Source organism: Collinsella sp. AM16-21 (assembly GCF_003471905.1).
Lineage (GTDB): Bacteria > Actinomycetota > Coriobacteriia > Coriobacteriales > Coriobacteriaceae > Collinsella.
The window spans coordinates 123,040-141,652 of the sequence record NZ_QRKJ01000001.1 but is presented as its reverse complement, the minus strand read 5'-3'; the positions used below and the strand labels follow the sequence as shown (position 1 = coordinate 141,652).

The following is an 18,613-nucleotide window of genomic DNA, read 5'->3' as shown; positions in this document are numbered from 1 at the left end:
TTCTTGGCGTGCAACATGTTAGGCGGCTCGTTGCTTTTATAGCTCGGGTGTACCATGAACGACAGTTTGATTTGGCGCTATCGAGAGGATGGAAAACTTGGTTCGACGTGGTTCGCATCCGCGACTTTCGGTGATCCTTATTGTTGAGGGTTCGCCCAGCTATGCGATGCGTGCGCTCGAGAGCGTCCAGAACCAAGACCTCTATGATTTGCAGATTGTCATCGTATGCCGCGATGTTGCACCAGGTGTGCGCCATTCGCTCGAGGTTGCCGCCGGCAGAGATATTCACATCGATTTGATTGACGTCGAGGATTCGGCGCGCGGAGCATGTCTCAAGGCCGGTTTTGCCGCCTCGCGTGGATTGCAGATTGTTGCCATGAACGCCGACGAGTGGTTTGCCCCACAGTCCCTTTCCAAGATGGTCGACGTTGCGTGCGATGCTGCGGCAGACATGGTGATTCCCACGGCATCGCTCGACCGCTACGATGCTCATCGTGAGCGCCATTCGCGTGTACTGGATGCCACCTCTCTTGCGATCGATGACCGTGCTTCATTGGCGGCCGGTCTGTCTCAAATGATTTCCGGCGGCCTGATTGCCCAGACTCCCGGTGTGATGTACAGCCGCTCGCTGTTCGAGACGTGTTTGTCGCGCGACCGTGCGTTTCGCTCGATTGGGTTTATGACATGCGCCCTTTCGCAGGCACAACGCATATCCGGGTGCGGTGGCGCCTGTTTCCATGCGGTGGCGCCACGACTTACAGATGCTTTTGACCCCACATTGTTTGCCAAGCTGACCGATGACGCCCGGGCGCTCGACGAGCTTATTGATTCGCTGGCAGAGGCGAACGGTGACGCGCAGCTAAAGGTGGCGAGCCATATGTTTTACTTCGCCGGGCTGGTCGCCTGCATCGAAAATTTGTGCTTGAGCCCGCATGGGGTTTCTTCAATTGAGCGTTCCGCTCGTATGCGTGATATGCTCGAGGCATCTCGAACTCGTCAGATGGCTGCGGCACTCAAGGATAACCATCGTGGACTCGGCTTGTTGTTTGGACCGATTGCCAGTGCCAAACCTACGCGTTGCGTGATGTATACGCATCTGGCCGCTTTTTTTAACCGGACGGGCGTCAAAACTGCTTAAGACGGCTATTTTCGAAACAATCTTGCATGGAATTGTTTCGAAATGCGTTCTTATTCACAAATACCCTCAAATAGCGCTAAACTATTCAATTACTGATTGATTGTCTCCGCCATCTATGGAGTGAGGTTTAGTATGGCTAAAAAACGCAATGGGCGCCAGGATGCCATCAGAGATATCGTGCGCAACAAGGATGTTCGCACGCAGCGCGTGCTGGTGGACGAGCTTCGTGCCATGGGGTTTGATTGCACGCAGGCGACCGTTTCGCGCGACATTGCCGATATGGGGCTGCGCAAGCTCCCCGAGGGTATCTATGTCCTGGCCGAGGACTTGCATCTGCAGCGTATGGTTTCCGAACTGGTAACGGGCGTTCTGCGCACCGACAACTTGGTTATGATCAAGGCTCAGCCCGGTACCGCTTCGGGCATTGCCGCTGCGGTCGATGCCGCTGAGCTGCCCGACGTGCTCGGTTCGCTCGCCGGTAACGACACCATCTTGGTTATCGCCCAGACCGCCGAGGACGGCGAGCGCCTGGAGGCCCTCATCAACAAGCTGAGCAACTCTCGTAAGTAGACGAGGCGGCGCGTGAGGACAGCGCCGTACGAGCGCATATAGCGACTTTGATGGGGCGTCGACGATGGTCGGCGCCCTTCTTTATTGTCGCATCGTGTTGAGGCGCATGCGAGGTTTCTCGTGACAAAAAGGCGCCCGAGCAGCATTTGATCTGCTCGGGCGCCTTTGATTGGCTATGGCTGGGTGCCTACTGACCTGTAGAGGGATCGGGCGTGGGCGTAGGCGTTGGAGTGGGGGAACCGCCCTCGCCGCCGCCTTCGCCACCGCTACCGTCGCCGCCGGTCGAGCCGCCGGTCGAGCCGCCGGTCGAGCCGCCGGTCGAGCCGCCGGTCGAGCCGGTGCCACCCGTGGTGCTGCCGCCCGTGGTCTCGGTGGTCGTGGTGGTCGTCGTCGTGGTCGTGGTGGTCTCTTTCTCGTCCTCTTCGTTCTCGTCCTTGGACTCTTCCTTCTTGGCGTTGTTGGTGCCGTAGAACTTCCAGACGTTGTTGTTCTTATACGTGGGGGCAGTGCCCGTCGGGAACTCCTCGCGGTCGGTGCCGGCAAGGACGGTGTTCATGAACTTCTTAAAGACGGGCAGGTTGGTGCTGTCGCCCAGCAGGTCCGTGCCGTACTTTTGGATGGGAATCTCACCTGCGGAGTAGCCGGTCCACAGGGCGCATGCCAGCTGCGGGGTATAGCCGCAGAACCACAGGTTGGTGGTGTTGTCGGTGGTACCCGTCTTGCCGGCATAGGGCTGGTTCACGCTCAGAGCGCCGGCGGCACCCGTACCGCTGCCCTGCATGACGCCGGTCAGGACATCGGTCACTGCCGCGGCCTCGCCGGTGGAGAGCACCTGCGAGGGGTTATCGGTGTGCTGGTACAGTACCGAGCCAGTTCGCGAATCAATCTCGGTGATGGCGATCGGCTGGCGATAGTAACCGCCGTTGGCAAACGTGGCATAGGCCGCAGCCATCTCGAGCGGCGAGATGGAGCCGGTGCCGAGCGTCATGACGGGAACGTCCTCGATATTGTCCTTAGAAGGATCGATGCCGAGCTTTTTGACGAGCGACATGATCTTGTTATTGCCGATAGCCTCTGCAACCTGGATATAGCCGGTATTGGAGGAGTATGCCGTCGCCTGCTTGAGCGTGATGGTGCCGTAGCTTTGGTTGGCGTAGTTTTGCACCTCGGTCGTGGTGCCCTTGGCCTTGAGCGGCGAGTTGCAGTTGAGGGTGACGTTGGGGTTCATGCCGTTTTGGATGGCAGTGGCCAGCGTAAAGGCCTTAAACGTGGAGCCCACGGGACGCTTGGCCGTGGCGTGGTTCACGTGGTTCTCGTCGGCGTTATAGTCGTAGCCGCCCACCATGCACTTGATGTAGCCGGTCTTGGGGTCGACGACGACCATGCCCATGTCCAGGCCGTCGAGCGAAAGCGTGTCGAGCTGGGCGCGCACGGCCTCCTCGGCAGTCTGCTGCATCGTGGGGTCGATGGTGGTCTTGACGGTTAGGCCGCCCTTAAACAGCACGTCGGTGGAGAATTCCTGCTCCAGCAGCTGCTTAACATAGGCGACAAAGTAGGGCTGCGAATACACGTCGACGCCGCTGCCCGAAATCTCGGTTACGTTGAGGGTGATGGGCTCTGCCTGCGCGGCGTCGTGCTCCTCCTGGGTGATGTGGCCCAGGCGCAGCATGTTGTCGAGAACCTTGTTGCGGCGAGACAGTGCCAGATCGGGATTGACCGTGGGGTCGTACTGCGAAGGTGAGTTGGGAAGGCCAATGAGCAGCGCGGCCTCGCTCAGGGTGAGGTCGGCGGCGCTCTTGGACAGGTAGGTCTCGGCGGCGGCCTCGATGCCGTAGGCACCGTGGCCGTAATAGATGGTATTGAGGTACATCATAAGGATCTCGTCCTTGGAGTACATCTCCTCCATCTTGATGGCGATATAGGCCTCGCGCACCTTACGCTCGATGGTCGAATCGAACTGCTCCTCCTGCAGGATGGTGTTGCGTACCAGCTGCTGGGTGATGGTCGATGCGCCCTCGTGGCCACCGGAGACGGTTGCCACGGCGGCACGCGCGATGCCCCACAGGTCGATGCCGCCATGCTCGTAGAAGCGCTCGTCCTCGACGTCGACGGTGCCCTGCAGCACGTACGGGGAGACCTGGTCCTTGGTAATGGACTTGCGGTTTTGCGTGTAGAAGCTCGCGATCTTGTTGCCGTTGCAGTCGACGATTTCGGTGGGTTCACTCACCAGATAGGCGTTGGCGTCGGTATAGTCGGGCAGATCGGACAGCCAACGATTGACGTTGCCGATCATGCCGATGCCAAACGCTACGCCCGCGATGAGCAAAAAGCCCAAGAACGAGAGCAGGATCATGGGCAGGGCATGCGTCTTGGAACGACTGCGTCCCTGTCGTTGGCGAGGACCCATATATTGACCTCCAGGTATGTCGTGCCGGGCGGCGGGTGCGCCGCTGGGGCAGGATGGACATAAGTTATTACACGATAAACCAAACGAGGCGCACGAGGCCTCGTGTATGCTGGATGACGGCATTTTTCAGAGTGAATGCATACCTTGTTGGTAAGGAGTTTGCCGATGGCGATTCGGGCGATGGGGTCGAGTGGACAATATGGGAGGAAGCCGGGGGCTGCTGGGATGGCGCTGCCCGAGCTGTTGGCGCCTGCGGGCGGGCTCGATCAGATGCTCGCTGCCATCGCGGCGGGCGCCGATGCCGTCTATGCGGGCCTGGGCGGGTTTAACGCCCGCGTGAGCGCACACGGCTTTACCGACGACGAGTTTTTGCGCGGCTGCGTCGTGGCGCATGCGCACGGCGTGCGTGTATACGTGACGCTCAACGTGTTTGTGTTCGATGACGAGTTGGCCGACGCGGTGGCGCTGGGGGCGCACGCGCATGAGTTGGGTGCCGATGCCTTGATCGTGGCGGATGCCGGTCTGGCCTGCGCGTTGCGCGCGGCGATTCCCGCGGTCGAGATTCACCTGTCCACGCAGGCGGGCGTCCATAGCGAAGGCGCCGTGCGCCTGGCTGCCGACGAGCTGGGCGTCGAGCGTGTGACGACCGCGCGCGAGCTGGCGGTCGACGAGATCGCCGCCCTGTGTGCTACCGGCGTGCCTATCGAGGTATTCTGCCACGGCGCGATTTGCATTGGATATTCGGGTGCCTGCGAGTTTTCGGCCCTGCGGCGTGGACGATCGGCGATGCGCGGCGACTGTACGCAGCCGTGTCGCTTGGCGTACGACCTGGTGGACGAGGCGGGAGAGAGCGTCGTTTCCGTGGAGGGCGATCGTCTGCTGTGCCCGCGCGACTATCTGGGCATTGCGCACCTGCCTGAGCTTGTTGGGGCCGGGGTGGCGTCGCTCAAGATCGAGGGACGCATGAAAAATCCCGACTACGTGTTCAACGTGGTGCGGGTGTGGCGTCGTGCACTCGATATGCTGCGCGATGGCGCGTGGGATGCCGCTGCCGTGTCGGCGCTCGAGCGCGAGCTGGGCAGGTCGTTCAACCGCGGGTTTACCGATGCGTATCTGCGGGGGCGATCGGGTGCTGAGCTCATGAGCTTTGAGCGTGCGATTAACCAGGGCGTACGCGTGGGCCACTTGGTGACGGTGGGTCACGAAGAGGTGACCGTCGAGCTCGATGCCGCCGTGGCCGCGGGTGACACACTCGAGATCCGGTTCTATCCGGGTGCCGATGCACGCCCCGATGTGCCCAAGCGCTGGCCCCAGGTGCCCTGCCCGGTGGATGCCGCAGCGGGGGAGCGCGTTGTCGTGCACTGCAAGCGCAAGGTCGATGCGGGCTGCGAGGTGTACCTGATTCGCAGCGCCGGCGTGTTGGAGCAGACGGCGACGGCGCTGGAGCACATGCGGGTCGAGGCGGACGCGGTCGTACCCGTTGCACGAGCCGTTGAGATACTGCCCTTTGAGGGCGCCGTGGCTGTTGGCGACGTGCCCGAGGCGGTGTTGGCGGAGCCGACGGAAAAGGGGGCTTCCGCTCGCATGGTCTTTGCCTGGCAGCTGATGGATGCCGACCCGTGTGGCGAGCGCGATCTGTCCGATGCGATCGTGGTGCTCGACGAGGCCTGTCGCGCAGCCGATGCCTCGCGTACCCGCTCGCTTATGCGGCGTGCCGGGCGCGTCGTCTGCCGTAATCTGGGACAGGTGGCGATGGCGCGTGAGCTGGGTGTGGCGTTTGACGTTGCAGCACCGGTGTTTTGCGCGAACCGGGTTACGCTTGCCTGGCTACGCGGGCTCGGCGCGGGCCATGTGTATTTGCCTGCCGAGCTTGTCGCCGATGACGCGGAGCGTGTTGCCGAGCTTGCCGCTTGCCCCGGTGTCTTGGGGCCTGTCGACGCCGATCGTCCCGAGCTCATGGTGTGCGAGCACTGCTTGCTGACTGCCGAGGGCGCCTGCGCCACGGATGCGACGGGGCAGGTCCGTTGCCGTGACTGCTCGCGCCGTCAGCAGGCGCGCTTTTTGGTCGAACGTGACGGCACGCGTTTGCCGGTCGTTATCGACGCGTGCGGCAGGACGAGGATTTTCCTGTCGTAGGTGTTCGGCCGCGCCGTTTTGGTTATTATTAGTGGGTTTATGAACTTCGAGCACCGCCGTATCCGGTGAGGGTGCTATAGCAAAAGGAGGATACCCAATGCTGTCTGTCGACGAGCAAATGCGTATCATCACCTCGGGCGCAGCGCAGATTGTCCCCGAGGCCGACCTTCGCAAGAAGCTTGAGAAGGGCGAGCCCCTCAACATCAAGCTCGGCGTCGATCCCACCAGCCCCGACCTGCACCTGGGCCATGCCGTGCCCCTGCGCAAGATGCGTCAGTTCCAGGACCTGGGCCACAAGGTCACCCTCATCATCGGTAACGGCACCGCATTGATCGGCGATCCTTCGGGCAAGAACTCCACCCGCCCGCAGCTTTCGCAGGAGCAGATCGAGGCCAACGCCGAGACCTACGTGAGCCAGGCCATGAAGATCCTTGATCCCGAGAAGACCACCATCGTGCACAACGGCGACTGGATCCTGTCGATGGATCTGGCCGGCCTGCTGCAGGTGTGCTCCAAGTTCACCGTCGCCCGCATCCTCGAGCGCGATGACTTTACCAAGCGCTACCAGTCCCAGACGCCGATCGCCCTGCACGAGTTCCTGTACCCCGTGATGCAGGCCTTCGACTCCGTTCAGATCAAGGCTGACGTGGAAATGGGCGGCACCGACCAGCTCTTCAACCTGCTCGCCGGCCGCGAGCTTATGGAGAAGATGGGCATGGAGCCGCAGATCGCGCTTACCATGCCGCTGCTCGAGGGCACCGATGGCGTGCGCAAGATGTCCAAGTCCTACGGCAACTACATCGGCCTGACCGATGCTCCCAAGGACATGTTCGGCAAGACCATGTCCATCCCGGACGAGATGATCGGCAAGTACTATCGTCTGGCCAGCTCGCTCACCCCGGCCGAGGTCGACAAGATTGACGCTGCCCTGGCCGACGGTTCCGCCGATCCCTATGAGCTCAAGCGCGCGCTGGGCCGCGACCTGTGCGACACCTATCACGGAGCCGGTGCCGGCGACGAGGCCCAGGCCGAGTTCGACCGCGTGTTCAAGGAGGGCCAGCTTGCCGACTTCCCCGAGAAGCATGTCGAGCTGACCGTCAACGACGAGGGCCAGATCTACCTCGCAGGCCTGCTTAAGGACCTGGGCCTTTCGGCGAGCGCCGGCCAGGCCCGTCGCGACATTGACGGCGGCGGCGTCAAGATCAACGGCGAGGCCGTGGCTCCCAAGAGCTACAACATCGACCCGAGCGCCCTCAAGCTGGGCGACACCCTCTCCGTAGGCAAGCGCAAGGGCTTCAAGTTGGTCTAACGAGCAAGTTGACCTCACAAGTGCAACAAGGCCGCAGCCGGAACGATTCCGACTGCGGCCTTTTTGGCACTTGGGGACGTTCCTTTTGTGCCGGCACTTTGGGACACTCCTTGTCATTGGTGCAAAGCAACCTGTCCCCATCGCGCCAAGCGGCGTGTGCCGTTAAGCGGAGGGGCGTATTGTTGGCCCATCGTTTGGGCATACAATGGCTATTGGCTTGCTGCGGTGAAGGCTCGTCCGCTCCGCAGCTGTTTTCTACGGTTAAAGGAGTATGTATGTCCGTTGAGGTCATGAGGTCTGTGATCGAGGCCGCCGAGGGTCGCGTACCCGTCGACACGCTGTTTACCAATGCGCAGATTGTCGACGTGTACGGTCAGCGCGTGGCGCGTGGCAGCGTTGCCGTCAAGGACGGCGTAATCGTCGGCGTGCTCTACAACGGTCGCGACGATGCCGCCGGTACCTATGAGGCTGCCGAGGTTATCGACTGCCAGGGTCGCTATCTCGCCCCCGGTTTTATCGACGGACATCTGCACATTGAGTCCTCGAACATCCGCCCTGCCGAGTATGCGCGCATGGCGGCGACGCGCGGTACCACCACCGCCATTGCCGACAGCCACGAGATCGCCAACGTAGCGGGGCTCGACGGCCTGCGCTTTATGATCGAGGACGGTCGCCGCGCGCCCATTTCCATCAAGTACATGATGCCCTCGTGCGTGCCCGCGCTGCCCGACGAGCAGGCCGGCGCCGTCATCACCGCCGCCGATATGCAGGCGTTTTTTGCCGAACATCCGGGCGATGTCTTTGGCCTGGGCGAGATGATGAACCTGCCGGGCGTCTTTATGGCCGATCCCGAGACCTGTGCTCGTATCGACGCTGCCAACCAGACGCCGTCCAAGCAGGTCGACGGTCACGCCCCGCTCGTTGCCGGCAAGGATCTCAACGCCTATGCCGCAGCGGGCATTGTCGCTGACCATGAGTCGACGATTCCCGAGGAGGCGCTCGACAAGCTATCCCGCGGCATGTATGTGATGCTGCGCGAGGGTACGTGCAGCCATGACCTGGCCAACCTGTCGCCGATGCTGCTGGAGAATCCTGCGCGCGCCCGCCGTTGCTGCTTTGCGACCGACGACCGTGCTCCCTCCGACGCGCTTTCGACCGGTATGATCGACAACGCCTGTCGCGTGGCTATCGAGGCCGGTATTGACCCGGTGGTCGCCATCTCTATGGCATCCCTTTCCACGGCCGAGGCGTTTGGCCTGGACCACGGTTGCCGCGACCCACACGAGCTTCGCGGTGCGATCGCCCCGGGCAAGCGTGCCGACCTGCTGGTGCTCGATGACCTGACGTTTGCCACGGCTCCGCATCGCGTATATGCCGCCGGTGCTCTGGTGGCGCAGGACGGCACCTTTGTGGGCGAGATCGCACCCGAGATGGCCGAGGTTGCGGCCCTTGCCGATGAGCTGCGCGCCTCTGTTAAGCTGCCGAAGCTTTCGCTCGATGTATTCGACTACGCCTTTAAGCCGGGCGAGGCCGTGATTGACGTGGTGCCGGGTAAGGCCATCACGGGTATGGCTCGCCCCGAGAGTGTCGAGGGCCTGCGCCGCATTATGCTGATCGAGCGCCACGGCCGCGGCGTGTCACTGCAGGCCGAGGGTGCCGACGGTGATGGCCCTGCGGGCCTGGGTCTTGTTGGCAAGCACATCGGTCGCGGCTGGGTGCGCGGCTTTACCATCACGGGCGGTGCCATCGCCTCGACGATCGGCCACGATTCGCACAACGTGTGCGTGGTGGGCGACAACGCGGCCGATATGATGGCTGCCGTCGAGGCTGTTGGCCAGGGCGGTCACGTGCTGGTACGCGATGGCGAGGTCGTAGCGCGCATCCCGCTGGCGCTCGGTGGCCTGATGAGCGAGGGCGCGGCCGAGGACGTGGCGGCGCAGCACGACGACTTTATGGTCAAGGCGCGCGCCATGGGTATTGAGCCGCCGCTCGACCCCATCATGGGCATCATCTTCCTGCCCCTGCCGGTCATCCCGACGCTTCGCATCCGTCCCGAGGGCATGTTCGACGTCACGACCTTCACCTACGCCGACTAGTCATCGGGGACGTTCTTAAACGACTAGCCGTCGGGGTGGCGTGTCGCCTGACGCTGCGGCCGTGGGACATCCGGCGCGCGTGAGCTATTTGCTAGGTCCTTGTAACGTTTACGCCCGCAGAGTCTTATCTGAGCTCCTTTTGGGTACGGTGATTTTGGATATACGTCCGATTCCATCAAGCCCGAAGGGAGCTTTTCTATGTTTAAACTGATTGCATCCGATATGGACGGCACGTTGCTTGATGAGAATAGCCAGGTACCGCCCGAGACATATGAGCTGATTGAGGCCCTGCGCGAGCATGGCGTGCACTTTGCTGCGTCCTCGGGCCGCCGTTACGACCGCCTATGCGAGTTCTTTGCGCCCGTTCGCGACAAGATGGACTTTGTCGCGGCGAATGGTGCGCAGGTCTATGCAGAAGGGGTTGAGGTCGATCGCGAGGTATATTCTCATCTCGCCGTCCGCAAGCTCGCGCGCACGGTCAAGATGTTTCCTAACATGCATCTGGCGCTCTTTGATCGCACCAAGTCCTTTTTGCTCGACGACGAGGACAAATTTGTCCGCGAGATCGACAAAGATCTGCCCAACGCCGAACGCATTTGGGGACTGCCCGATCCGCATGTGAATATCATCAAGGCATCGATTATCTGCGATGACGGCAACGTGATGGACAACGCCTACGTGTTGCAGCGCGAGCTGGGCGACCTGTTCTCTTTCGCGCCTTCGGGCAACGCGTGGATCGATGCCATGCAGCCCGGTGTGTCGAAGGCCTCGGGCATCGCACAGCTTGCGGAGCATTACGGCATTGGACGCGACGAGATCATGGCGTTTGGCGACTCGATGAACGACTACGAGATTATTCGCTTTGTCGGCACGGGCTGCGCGATGGAAAACGCGCGCCCCGCGCTCAAAGCGGTTGCCGATCGCGTCGTAGGCTGCAACCGCGACCACGCTGTTCAACAGGAGCTTCGTCACGTGCTAGAGGGCCTCGCTTAATCCGACAGCTGGGGACGTTCCTTTTCTGCCGGGTTGCTGCTGCTAGGCGAGGGCGGCCATGATGGTGCGGGCGACGCCGTCGTGGTCGTTGTCGTATTCGGTGATGGCGTCGGCGGCCTCGCGGTCCTCGGGCTCGGCGTTGATCATGGCCATGCCGTGGCCCGCTGCCTGCAGCATGGGGATGTCGTTGATGTTGTCGCCGAACGACCAGGCGTCGGCGAGACGCTCGCCCAGGTGCTCACATAGCCACGTGAGGGCCGTTCCCTTGGTGGCTCCCTCGCCCATGACCTCGATATTCATGGCGTACGAACGCGTGACCTCGATGCCTTCGAGCGTGTCGAGCGCTGCCGCGATGGCGTCGCGATCGGCTGGGTCGTGCCAGTACATGGCGATGCGTTCGAGTGTCTCGACTCCGTCGATCTTGCTGTCGATATCCATGTCGATCGGCGTTCGCGTGCGCTTGAGCGAAGCTGCGATGTGGGGGTCGCCGCCGCAGAATTCGTCCAGGCGCTCGTAGAGCGAGCGGGGGAGGAAGCACTGCCCGTCCGCGAAGATATCGAAGGTCACATCGTGGCCGGCGGCAATGCTATGGACGCGGTGGGCGATGGCGCGGTCGAGCGGTCGGCTCAAAATGCGCGTAGCACGTGAGGCATCGGTGGGCGTACCGTCGTCGAGCTGCCAGACGCTGGCACCGTTGGCGCAGACCGCGTAGTGTACGGCGGGGTGGGCGAGGATGGGCTCAAAGATGCCCGACAGCGGGCGCCCCGTGCAGGGCACAAACTCAACACCGCGGCGCGCAAGCTCGTCGAGCATCGTCCAGGTGGCGTCGCTCATCTGCTTATCGCTCGTCAGCAGCGTTCCATCCATATCGGAAAACACAATCATTCGATGCAGCCCTTTCTACTGGCATAAAAAGCGTGGCCGAGGGCGGTGATGCCCTGGCCACGCTCGGGTTCTATAACGGTCCGCGTCCTAGCGGTCGGCGAGCGGCTTGTACTCCAGCGGCTCGATCACCGGACGGTATGCCGGGCGGATGATGCGGTGCGCGCAGAAGAGCTCTTCCATGCGGTGCGCCGACCAGCCGGCCATGCGGGCGACGGCGAACAGCGGTGTAAAGAGCGTCTCGGGCACGCCGAGCATCTTGTAGATAAAGCCCGTGTACAGGTCGATGTTGGCGCAGATGGGCTTGGTCATGCCGTGCTCGCGCATCACCTGCGGTGCCAGGCGCTCGATGCGCTCGATGAGCGCGAACTCATCGCCCAGGTCCTTCTTGGCGGCAAGCGTGCGTGCGTAACGGCGGCACACCTCGGCACGCGGGTCGCTCAGCGTGTAGACGGCGTGGCCCATACCGTAGATGAGACCCGTGCCGTCGAAGGCCTGCTTGTCGAGGATCTTGCCCAGGTAGGCTGCGACCTCGTCCTCGTCCTCCCAATTGGAGACATGCGCACGGATGTCCTCGTGCATGGACACGACCTTGGCGTTGGCGCCGCCGTGGCGCGGGCCCTTGAGCGAGCCGATGGCCGCGGCGTAGGCGGAATACGGGTCGGTGGCCGAGGAGGACAGCACACGGCAGGCAAACGTGGAGTTGTTGCCGCCGCCGTGCTCGGCATGCAGCATGAGCATCACGTCGAGCAGCATGGCTTCGTCACGGTTGAATGCCATGCCGCCGCGCAACACCTGCAGGATGGTCTCGGCGGTGGAAAGGCCGGGCGTGGGGTGCGGCACATGAACCTCGGAGCCGCGGCGCTTGGCGACCGAGGCCATATGCGCGAAGGCGGCGATGCGGGGGAGACGGGAGAGCATGGAAATGGCGACGTCGATTTCGTGCTCGGGCGTAATGGCGTCGGGTTCGGCGTCGAAGGCGTAGAGCAACAACACGGCGCGCTGAAGCACATTCATGATGCTCGACGACACCGTGGTCATAGGGAACTCTTTGACGTACTCGTCGCTCAGATGTCTAAAGGCGCCCAGGCGCTCGCAAAAGCCGTCGAGCTCTTCCTTGTTGGGCAGCGAGCCCGTGATGAGCAGGTAGGCGACCTCTTCGTAGCCATAGCGATTCTCGGCCTGGGCATTGTTGACCAGATCCTCGATGCTGTAGCCGCGAAGCGTGAGCTTGCCCTGATCGGGCACGACCTTTCCGTCGACCTTGTTGTAGCCGTGCACATCCGAGATGCGAGTGAGGCCCGCGACCACGCCCGAGCCGTCGGCATTGCGCAGGCCGCGCTTGACATTGTGCTCAACAAACAGGCCCTCGTCATAAGGGTCGGTCGGCAGGCCGTGGTAGAGGCTTTCGCTCTCAGGCGAAATCTGGCGGCTTGCTTCGTAATCCAGAACCAGGCGGCTCAAGTGGTCATCGAAGCGGTAATAGATTTTCTTGGCGTCGTAGGCCATGCGCGCTCCTCTCCGGGCCGCATCGGGGTGACTTGCATGGGCATGCGCGCGTCAGGCTATCCCCAGCGGCTTGCTCGCTACAGGCGGTACATAAAGTTGAAGACGTCCTCGCGCTGGATGGACACGTTGACGCCCGAAAGCTCGCCGGCCTCGGCCAGCGCCTTCTGCAGCTCGGCGAAGTCGAGCTTGGACTCGGCGGTATCGGCCAGCATGGTCATGGTGAAGATGTCCTCGATAATGGACTGCGTGATGTCGCGGATGTCGACGTTGGCCTCGCCTAGGACACGGGTGACGCCGGCGACGATGCCGGGGCGGTTCTTGCCAAGGACGGTGATGACGATACGGGAGGACGAGATCTCGGCCATGGGAAACCCTTTCGCGTGATTGCGGCGCGCGCGGGGCGCTCCGCTACGGTACAGTGTTCATCATTGTACCTGTCTGGCGCAAAAAAGGCGCGCTCGCTGCGGCGTTACATGCCTGCAACATGAGCGTAAGGGGGAAGGCCGTACGGGGAAGAGCCGTCTGGCGCGTGTCCGGCTCGTGTTGGGTTGATTTCCGATCTCAGCCGAACACATTGAGCGGAAAGGCCGTTCCCGCAGTCAGTCGAACGTCCCCGGGGCCCTTCTCAGGCCCCGGGGACGGCATTTTCCCAGTTGAAGGAACGGTGGAGATGTGTTTCGATGGGTCAGATTCGTGTCGTTCCGAAAAGACCGTGAACCTTTTGTGGGACACGCGGCGCCGTGGTACCATAGCCGAGTTTGTTGTCTTGGTCGGAAACCAAGACGCCTTATGCGCTGATCGGTAACCAGCGCCTGACCAATAAGGAGTCCTACCATGAAGCAGGGTATCCATCCCCAGTATGTCGAGTGCACGGTGACGTGCTCCTGCGGCAACACCTTCAAGACGCACGCTACCGTGTCCGAGATGAAGGTTGAGCTTTGCAACGAGTGCCACCCGTTCTACACCGGCCAGCAGAAGTTCGTCGACACCGGTGGACGCGTCCAGCGCTTCGCCGACAAGTTCGGTGGCGCCGCTGCCGCCCAGCTCAAGAAGGCCGAGGAGGCCAAGGCTGCCAAGGCTGCCAAGGCTGCTGAGGCCGAGGCCGCTCGCAAGGCCGCCGCTGAGGCTAAGGCTGCCGAGAAGGCCAAGCGTGCCGCTAAGTTTGCCGAGGAGGCTGCCAAGCAGGCCGCCGAAGCTCCCGCAGAGGCTCCCGTCGAGGAGGCCGCTGCCGAGGTCGAGACCACCGAGGCTGCTGAGTAAATAGCTCGCCGAGCAAACACTCGCATTCATGGCTAAAGGGCCGCGTATCCATTTGGGTGCGCGGCCCTTTTCTTTTGGTGGTGCAAACCAACCTGTCCCCATTGCACCAGATTGGTGCGAAGGGGACAGGTTGGTTTGCACCAAATGGCAGAGAGGCGGCGTTTTCCCAGATAAAAGCTACCAAAATTAACCAGTCCCTTTTTGGCAGGTTGGTCGTAGTTATTACGTGGCGGTCGAGGTCGACCGCATAGGGTGCGCCCTGTTTGGCTAAAGTACAATTATCTGTGTTTAACTCGCCCAAGGCTGCATGGCATGGGCGATGGCCAAAAAGGAAAACCACATGGGATTCATGTCAAAGCTGCTGTCCTTTGGATCCGATAAGGACCTGAAGCGCTACTACAAGATTGTCGACAAGATCAACGGTCTTGAGCCCCAGTTTGAGAAGATGACCGAGGAAGAGCTCCGCGCCCAGACCGATAAGTTCCGTGAGCGTTACGCCAACGGCGAGTCGCTCGACGACATGCTCCCCGAGGCTTTTGCCACCGTGCGTGAGGCTTCCAAGCGCATCACGGGCATGCGTCACTTTGACGTGCAGCTCATTGGCGCCATGGCACTGCACGAGGGGCATATCGCCGAGATGAAGACTGGCGAAGGCAAGACCCTTGTCTCCACCTTGGCCGGCTACCTCAATGCTATCGCCGGCAAGGGCGTGCATGTCGTTACCGTCAACGATTACCTGGCCAAGCGCGACTCCGAGTGGATGGGCCGCATCTACAAGTACCTGGGAATGACCGTCGGTCTGCTCCAGAACAACATGCCGCTCGAGCTCAAGCGTCCGGCCTACCAGGCAGACGTCACCTACGGCACCAACTCCGAGTTCGGTTTCGATTACCTGCGCGACAACATGGTCACTCGCCCCGAGCAGCGCGTGCAGCGCGGCCACCATTACGCCATCGTCGACGAGGTCGACTCCATCCTGATCGACGAGGCACGTACCCCGCTCATCATCTCGGGTGCCGGCACCAAGTCCGCCAGCACCTACAAGGACTTCGCGCGTGCCGTGCGCGGCCTTGAGCGCGGCGAGGACGTCTCGCACGACATGCTCACCGCCACCGAGGACGTAGAGCCCACGGGCGACTACGTCATGGACGAGGCCAAGCACACCATTGCCGCCACCGAGCGCGGCCTTAAGAAGATCGAGCGCCGCCTGGGTATCGAGGACATCTATGCCGACCTTTCGGGCCAGCTGGTCAACCACCTGCAGCAGGCGCTGAAGGCCCAGTACATGTTCCATCGCGACAAGCAGTACGTGGTCACTAACGGCGAGGTCAAGATCGTCGACGAGTTCACTGGCCGCATCATGGAAGGCCGCCGCTACTCCGAGGGCCTGCATCAGGCCATCGAGGCCAAAGAGGGCGTGCTCGTGCGCGAGGAGAACCAGACGCTGGCCACCATCACCTTGCAGAACTACTTCCGTCTGTATGACAAGCTCTCCGGCATGACCGGTACGGCACTCACCGAGGATGCCGAGTTCCGCGAGATCTACAAGCTGCCCGTCGAGGTCATCCCCTCCAACAAGCCCGTGCAGCGGGTTGACCACGAGGACCTGGTGTACCGCACCATCCAGGCCAAATACAACGCCGTTGCCGACGACGTCGAGCGACGTCACGCCAAGGGCCAGCCGGTCCTGGTGGGCACCGTCTCCATCGAAAGCTCCGAGAAACTGTCGGCCGCCCTTACCAAGCGCGGCATCGCGCACGAGGTCCTCAACGCTAAGCATCACGAGCGCGAGGCTCATATCGTTGCCCAGGCCGGACGCTACGGCGCCGTGACCATCGCTACTAACATGGCCGGTCGTGGTACCGACATCCTGCTGGGCGGCAACCCCGACGAGCTGGTGCGCGAGCGCCTTGAGTACGAGGGCCTGACCATGGAGGACGTGACACCCGAGCAGCTCGATCAGTTTAACGCCGAGGCCAAGGAGACCTGCAAGGCCGAGCGCGAGCGCGTGCTTGCCGCCGGCGGCCTGACCGTCATCGGCACCGAGCGCCATGAGTCCCGTCGTATCGACAACCAGCTGCGCGGCCGCTCCGGTCGTCAGGGCGATCCGGGCGAGACTCAGTTCTACCTGTCGCTCGAGGACGACCTCATGCGCCTGTTCGGCGGCGACAAGATGGATCGCGTCTCCAAGATGATGGTCACGGCCGACATGGGCGACGACATGCCCATCCAGCACAAGATCATCTCCAAGGCCGTCGAGAGCGCCCAGCACAAGGTCGAGAGCATCAACTTCTCCATGCGCAAGAGCGTCCTCGAGTACGATGACGTCATGAACAAACAGCGCCAGGTCATCTACGCCGAGCGCAACAAGATTCTGGACGGCAAGGATCTGACCGACCACATCACCGAGGTCATGCACGACACCGTGTACCGCTGCGTGCAGGAGTTCTGCACCAAGGACAGCCACGATGGCGAGCGCGATCTCGAGGGCCTGCGCAAGTGGGTCGTGGAGCTCACCGGGCATATCGATACGCCGAAGTTCCCCGACGAGGATTACGAGGCCCTGGCTGCCGATGTCCTGGCCTACGTCGAGAAGTGCTACAACATGAAGGCCGAGCGCCTGGGTGAGGACCTCATGCGCGAGCTCAACACCCAGGTCATGCTGCGCGTCATCGATACCCGCTGGATGAACTACCTGCAGGAGATGGACTACCTCAAGACTGGTATCGGACTGCGCGGCTTTGGTCAGCGCGACCCGCTGGTCGAGTACAAGACCGAGGCTTATGGTGCCTTCCAGATGCTCGTCGACACCATGTATGAGGATTACCTGCGCACCGTCCTGCGCATCGAGATCAAGGCCGCCCCGCACGCCGTGGAGCACAAGGAGGACCCCGCGCTCGAGGGCGCGCGCTTCTCCGGCCCCGCCGATGTCGATGGCGATAACGGCAACTCGGTGCTGCGCAAGCAGGCACAGGTGCAGGCCCGTACGGCCGTCCAGGGAGGCCCGGCTGCCGTCAACAACGGTGGCAAGGTGACCACCTACCGCAAGGACGAGAGCGACGATCCGTACGTCAACGTTGGCCGCAATGACCTTTGCCCCTGCGGCAGCGGCAAGAAGTTCAAGTACTGCCACGGCAGGAATCGTTAATGGCCGAGGCTTTAGAGGTAACGCCCGCCGAGCTGGACGCGTTTGCGGACCGGCTCGGCGAGGTCGAGTCGTATCTTCATTTGGACGAGAAGCGCACGCGCGTGACCGAGCTCGAGGCCAAAAGCGTGGCCCCCGGCTTTTGGGATGACGCCGACGCCGCTCGCGCCACCATGGAGGAGATCGCTCGCACCAAGGAAGATATCGCTGCCGTGGATACCGCGCGCGGCGAGCTATCTGACGCCCGCGCGGCGCTGGAGCTTGCCGAGGAGATGGGCGACGACCCTGATGCCGCCGCATTGCGCGAGGAGGCTGCCGCTACGGCAGAACGCCTGGCCCGCGCTATCGACGAGCTCGAGCTTTCGAGCTGGTTTACCGGTGAGTTCGATCACGGCGACGCGATTGTGACCATCAAGCCCGGACAGGGCGGCCTGGAGGCGCAGGACTGGACCTTCATGCTCTTTAAGATGTACATGAAGTACTGCCAGCGTCGCGGCTGGAAGGTCACCATTAACGACTGCCCCGCAGCCGAGGTCATCGGCATCGACCGTGCGACCTTTACCGTCGAGGGTAAGGACGCGTTTGGCATGCTGCGCGCCGAGGCCGGCGTCCACCGTCTGGTGCGCATTAGCCCCACCGACGACAAGAAGCGCCGCCAGACCACGTTTGCCGGCGTTGAGGTCATCCCCGTGCTGCCTGACGATATCGACATCGAGATCAGTCCCGACGATATCCGCGTGGACGTGTATCACGCGAGCGGCCCGGGCGGACAGGGCGTCAACACCACCGACTCCGCCGTACGCGTGACGCATTTTCCCAGCGGCATCGTTGTCACTTGCCAAAACGAGCGCAGCCAGATTCAAAACAAGGCCGCGTGCATGCAGATTCTCAAGGCCCGTCTGTACGAGATCGAGCTCGAGAAGCGCGCCGAGGCGCTCGACGAGATTCGTGGACCTAAGACCACGATCGGTTTTGGTAACCAGATTCGCAGCTACGTGCTCTACCCGTATCAGATGGTCAAGGACCTGCGTACGGGCGTGGAGACCAGCAACGTCGAGGCCGTTCTTGACGATGGCGATCTGGATCCGTTTGTAATTGGCTATCACCGTTGGGCTACCGGCAACGCCGATGCGGAAGGCTCGGACGCCTAGGCACATGGTTGGCTCCG

General features: G+C 62.2%; 13 protein-coding genes. 9 read left to right on the top strand and 4 right to left on the bottom strand.

The window, feature by feature from the left end:
* Positions 1–97 precede the first annotated feature (97 nt).
* Together DW180_RS00530 and DW180_RS00525 are read left to right on the top strand one after the other, a co-directional pair.
* Positions 98–1,138: a glycosyltransferase gene (locus DW180_RS00530; RefSeq protein WP_158570906.1), complete on the top strand. Its 1,041-nt coding sequence runs from the start codon at positions 98–100 to the stop codon at positions 1,136–1,138.
* A gap of 132 nt (positions 1,139–1,270) precedes the next feature.
* On the top strand, positions 1,271–1,708 hold the full coding sequence (locus tag DW180_RS00525) for an arginine repressor (RefSeq protein ID WP_006235280.1): 438 nt from the start codon (positions 1,271–1,273) through the stop codon (positions 1,706–1,708).
* 187 nt (positions 1,709–1,895) lie between these two features.
* Here DW180_RS00525 and DW180_RS00520 read toward each other — a convergent pair whose 3' ends face one another.
* A complete protein-coding gene (locus DW180_RS00520) occupies positions 1,896–4,115 on the bottom strand; it encodes a transglycosylase domain-containing protein (protein ID WP_118236912.1) in 2,220 nt (739 codons plus the stop codon).
* 225 nt (positions 4,116–4,340) lie between these two features.
* On the opposite strand from DW180_RS00520, the gene DW180_RS00515 reads away from it, so the two are divergent.
* The 4 genes from DW180_RS00515 (at position 4,341) to DW180_RS00500 (ending at position 10,649) form a co-directional block, all read left to right on the top strand.
* The gene (locus DW180_RS00515) at positions 4,341–6,251 is read left to right on the top strand and encodes a peptidase U32 family protein (RefSeq protein ID WP_233545124.1); all 1,911 of its coding nucleotides are present in this window, start codon (positions 4,341–4,343) and stop codon (positions 6,249–6,251) included.
* Between the two features lie 97 nt (positions 6,252–6,348).
* On the top strand, positions 6,349–7,560 hold the full coding sequence (gene tyrS / locus DW180_RS00510; RefSeq protein WP_117638126.1) for a tyrosine--tRNA ligase: 1,212 nt from the start codon (positions 6,349–6,351) through the stop codon (positions 7,558–7,560).
* 275 nt (positions 7,561–7,835) lie between these two features.
* Positions 7,836–9,656 (top strand): adenine deaminase, encoded by a 1,821-nt coding sequence (locus DW180_RS00505; protein WP_118236908.1) that lies wholly within the window; start codon positions 7,836–7,838, stop codon positions 9,654–9,656.
* 198 nt (positions 9,657–9,854) lie between these two features.
* Entirely contained in the window at positions 9,855–10,649 is a 795-nt protein-coding gene (locus tag DW180_RS00500) for a Cof-type HAD-IIB family hydrolase (protein WP_117717067.1), read from the top strand.
* 42 nt (positions 10,650–10,691) lie between these two features.
* On the opposite strand, the gene DW180_RS00495 is transcribed toward DW180_RS00500, so the two are convergent.
* From DW180_RS00495 to DW180_RS00485, 3 genes are all read right to left on the bottom strand, one after another.
* Positions 10,692–11,534, bottom strand: a complete 843-nt coding sequence (locus tag DW180_RS00495; protein ID WP_117735990.1) for a Cof-type HAD-IIB family hydrolase — start codon at positions 11,532–11,534, stop codon at positions 10,692–10,694.
* Between the two features lie 87 nt (positions 11,535–11,621).
* The gene (locus DW180_RS00490; protein WP_118236906.1) at positions 11,622–13,040 is read right to left on the bottom strand and encodes a citrate synthase; all 1,419 of its coding nucleotides are present in this window, start codon (positions 13,038–13,040) and stop codon (positions 11,622–11,624) included.
* Positions 13,041–13,117: 77 nt separating this feature from the next.
* Complete coding sequence (locus DW180_RS00485) at positions 13,118–13,405, bottom strand: ACT domain-containing protein (protein WP_006235289.1); 288 nt, start codon at positions 13,403–13,405, stop codon at positions 13,118–13,120.
* A 469-nt stretch (positions 13,406–13,874) separates the two neighbouring features.
* On the opposite strand from DW180_RS00485, the gene rpmE reads away from it, so the two are divergent.
* The 3 genes from rpmE (at position 13,875) to prfB (ending at position 18,596) form a co-directional block, all read left to right on the top strand.
* Positions 13,875–14,300 (top strand): 50S ribosomal protein L31, encoded by a 426-nt coding sequence (gene rpmE, locus DW180_RS00480; RefSeq protein ID WP_118236904.1) that lies wholly within the window; start codon positions 13,875–13,877, stop codon positions 14,298–14,300.
* 340 nt (positions 14,301–14,640) lie between these two features.
* Entirely contained in the window at positions 14,641–17,448 is a 2,808-nt protein-coding gene (gene secA, locus DW180_RS00475; protein WP_118236902.1) for a preprotein translocase subunit SecA, read from the top strand.
* Positions 17,448–18,596: a peptide chain release factor 2 gene (gene prfB, locus DW180_RS00470; RefSeq protein WP_118236900.1), complete on the top strand. Its 1,149-nt coding sequence runs from the start codon at positions 17,448–17,450 to the stop codon at positions 18,594–18,596. The genes secA and prfB overlap by 1 nt, the downstream gene beginning before the upstream one ends.
* Positions 18,597–18,613: the final 17 nt, after the last annotated feature.

Coding starts and splice junctions, on each gene's coding strand:
- DW180_RS00525 (WP_006235280.1), top strand. CDS start 1,271: ATGGCTAAAAAACGCAATGGGCGCCAGGATGCCATCAGAGATATCGTG.
- DW180_RS00520 (WP_118236912.1), bottom strand. CDS start 4,115: ATGGGTCCTCGCCAACGACAGGGACGCAGTCGTTCCAAGACGCATGCC.
- DW180_RS00515 (WP_233545124.1), top strand. CDS start 4,341: ATGGCGCTGCCCGAGCTGTTGGCGCCTGCGGGCGGGCTCGATCAGATG.
- tyrS (WP_117638126.1), top strand. CDS start 6,349: ATGCTGTCTGTCGACGAGCAAATGCGTATCATCACCTCGGGCGCAGCG.
- DW180_RS00505 (WP_118236908.1), top strand. CDS start 7,836: ATGTCCGTTGAGGTCATGAGGTCTGTGATCGAGGCCGCCGAGGGTCGC.
- DW180_RS00500 (WP_117717067.1), top strand. CDS start 9,855: ATGTTTAAACTGATTGCATCCGATATGGACGGCACGTTGCTTGATGAG.
- DW180_RS00495 (WP_117735990.1), bottom strand. CDS start 11,534: ATGATTGTGTTTTCCGATATGGATGGAACGCTGCTGACGAGCGATAAG.
- DW180_RS00490 (WP_118236906.1), bottom strand. CDS start 13,040: ATGGCCTACGACGCCAAGAAAATCTATTACCGCTTCGATGACCACTTG.
- DW180_RS00485 (WP_006235289.1), bottom strand. CDS start 13,405: ATGGCCGAGATCTCGTCCTCCCGTATCGTCATCACCGTCCTTGGCAAG.
- rpmE (WP_118236904.1), top strand. CDS start 13,875: ATGAAGCAGGGTATCCATCCCCAGTATGTCGAGTGCACGGTGACGTGC.
- secA (WP_118236902.1), top strand. CDS start 14,641: ATGGGATTCATGTCAAAGCTGCTGTCCTTTGGATCCGATAAGGACCTG.
- prfB (WP_118236900.1), top strand. CDS start 17,448: ATGGCCGAGGCTTTAGAGGTAACGCCCGCCGAGCTGGACGCGTTTGCG.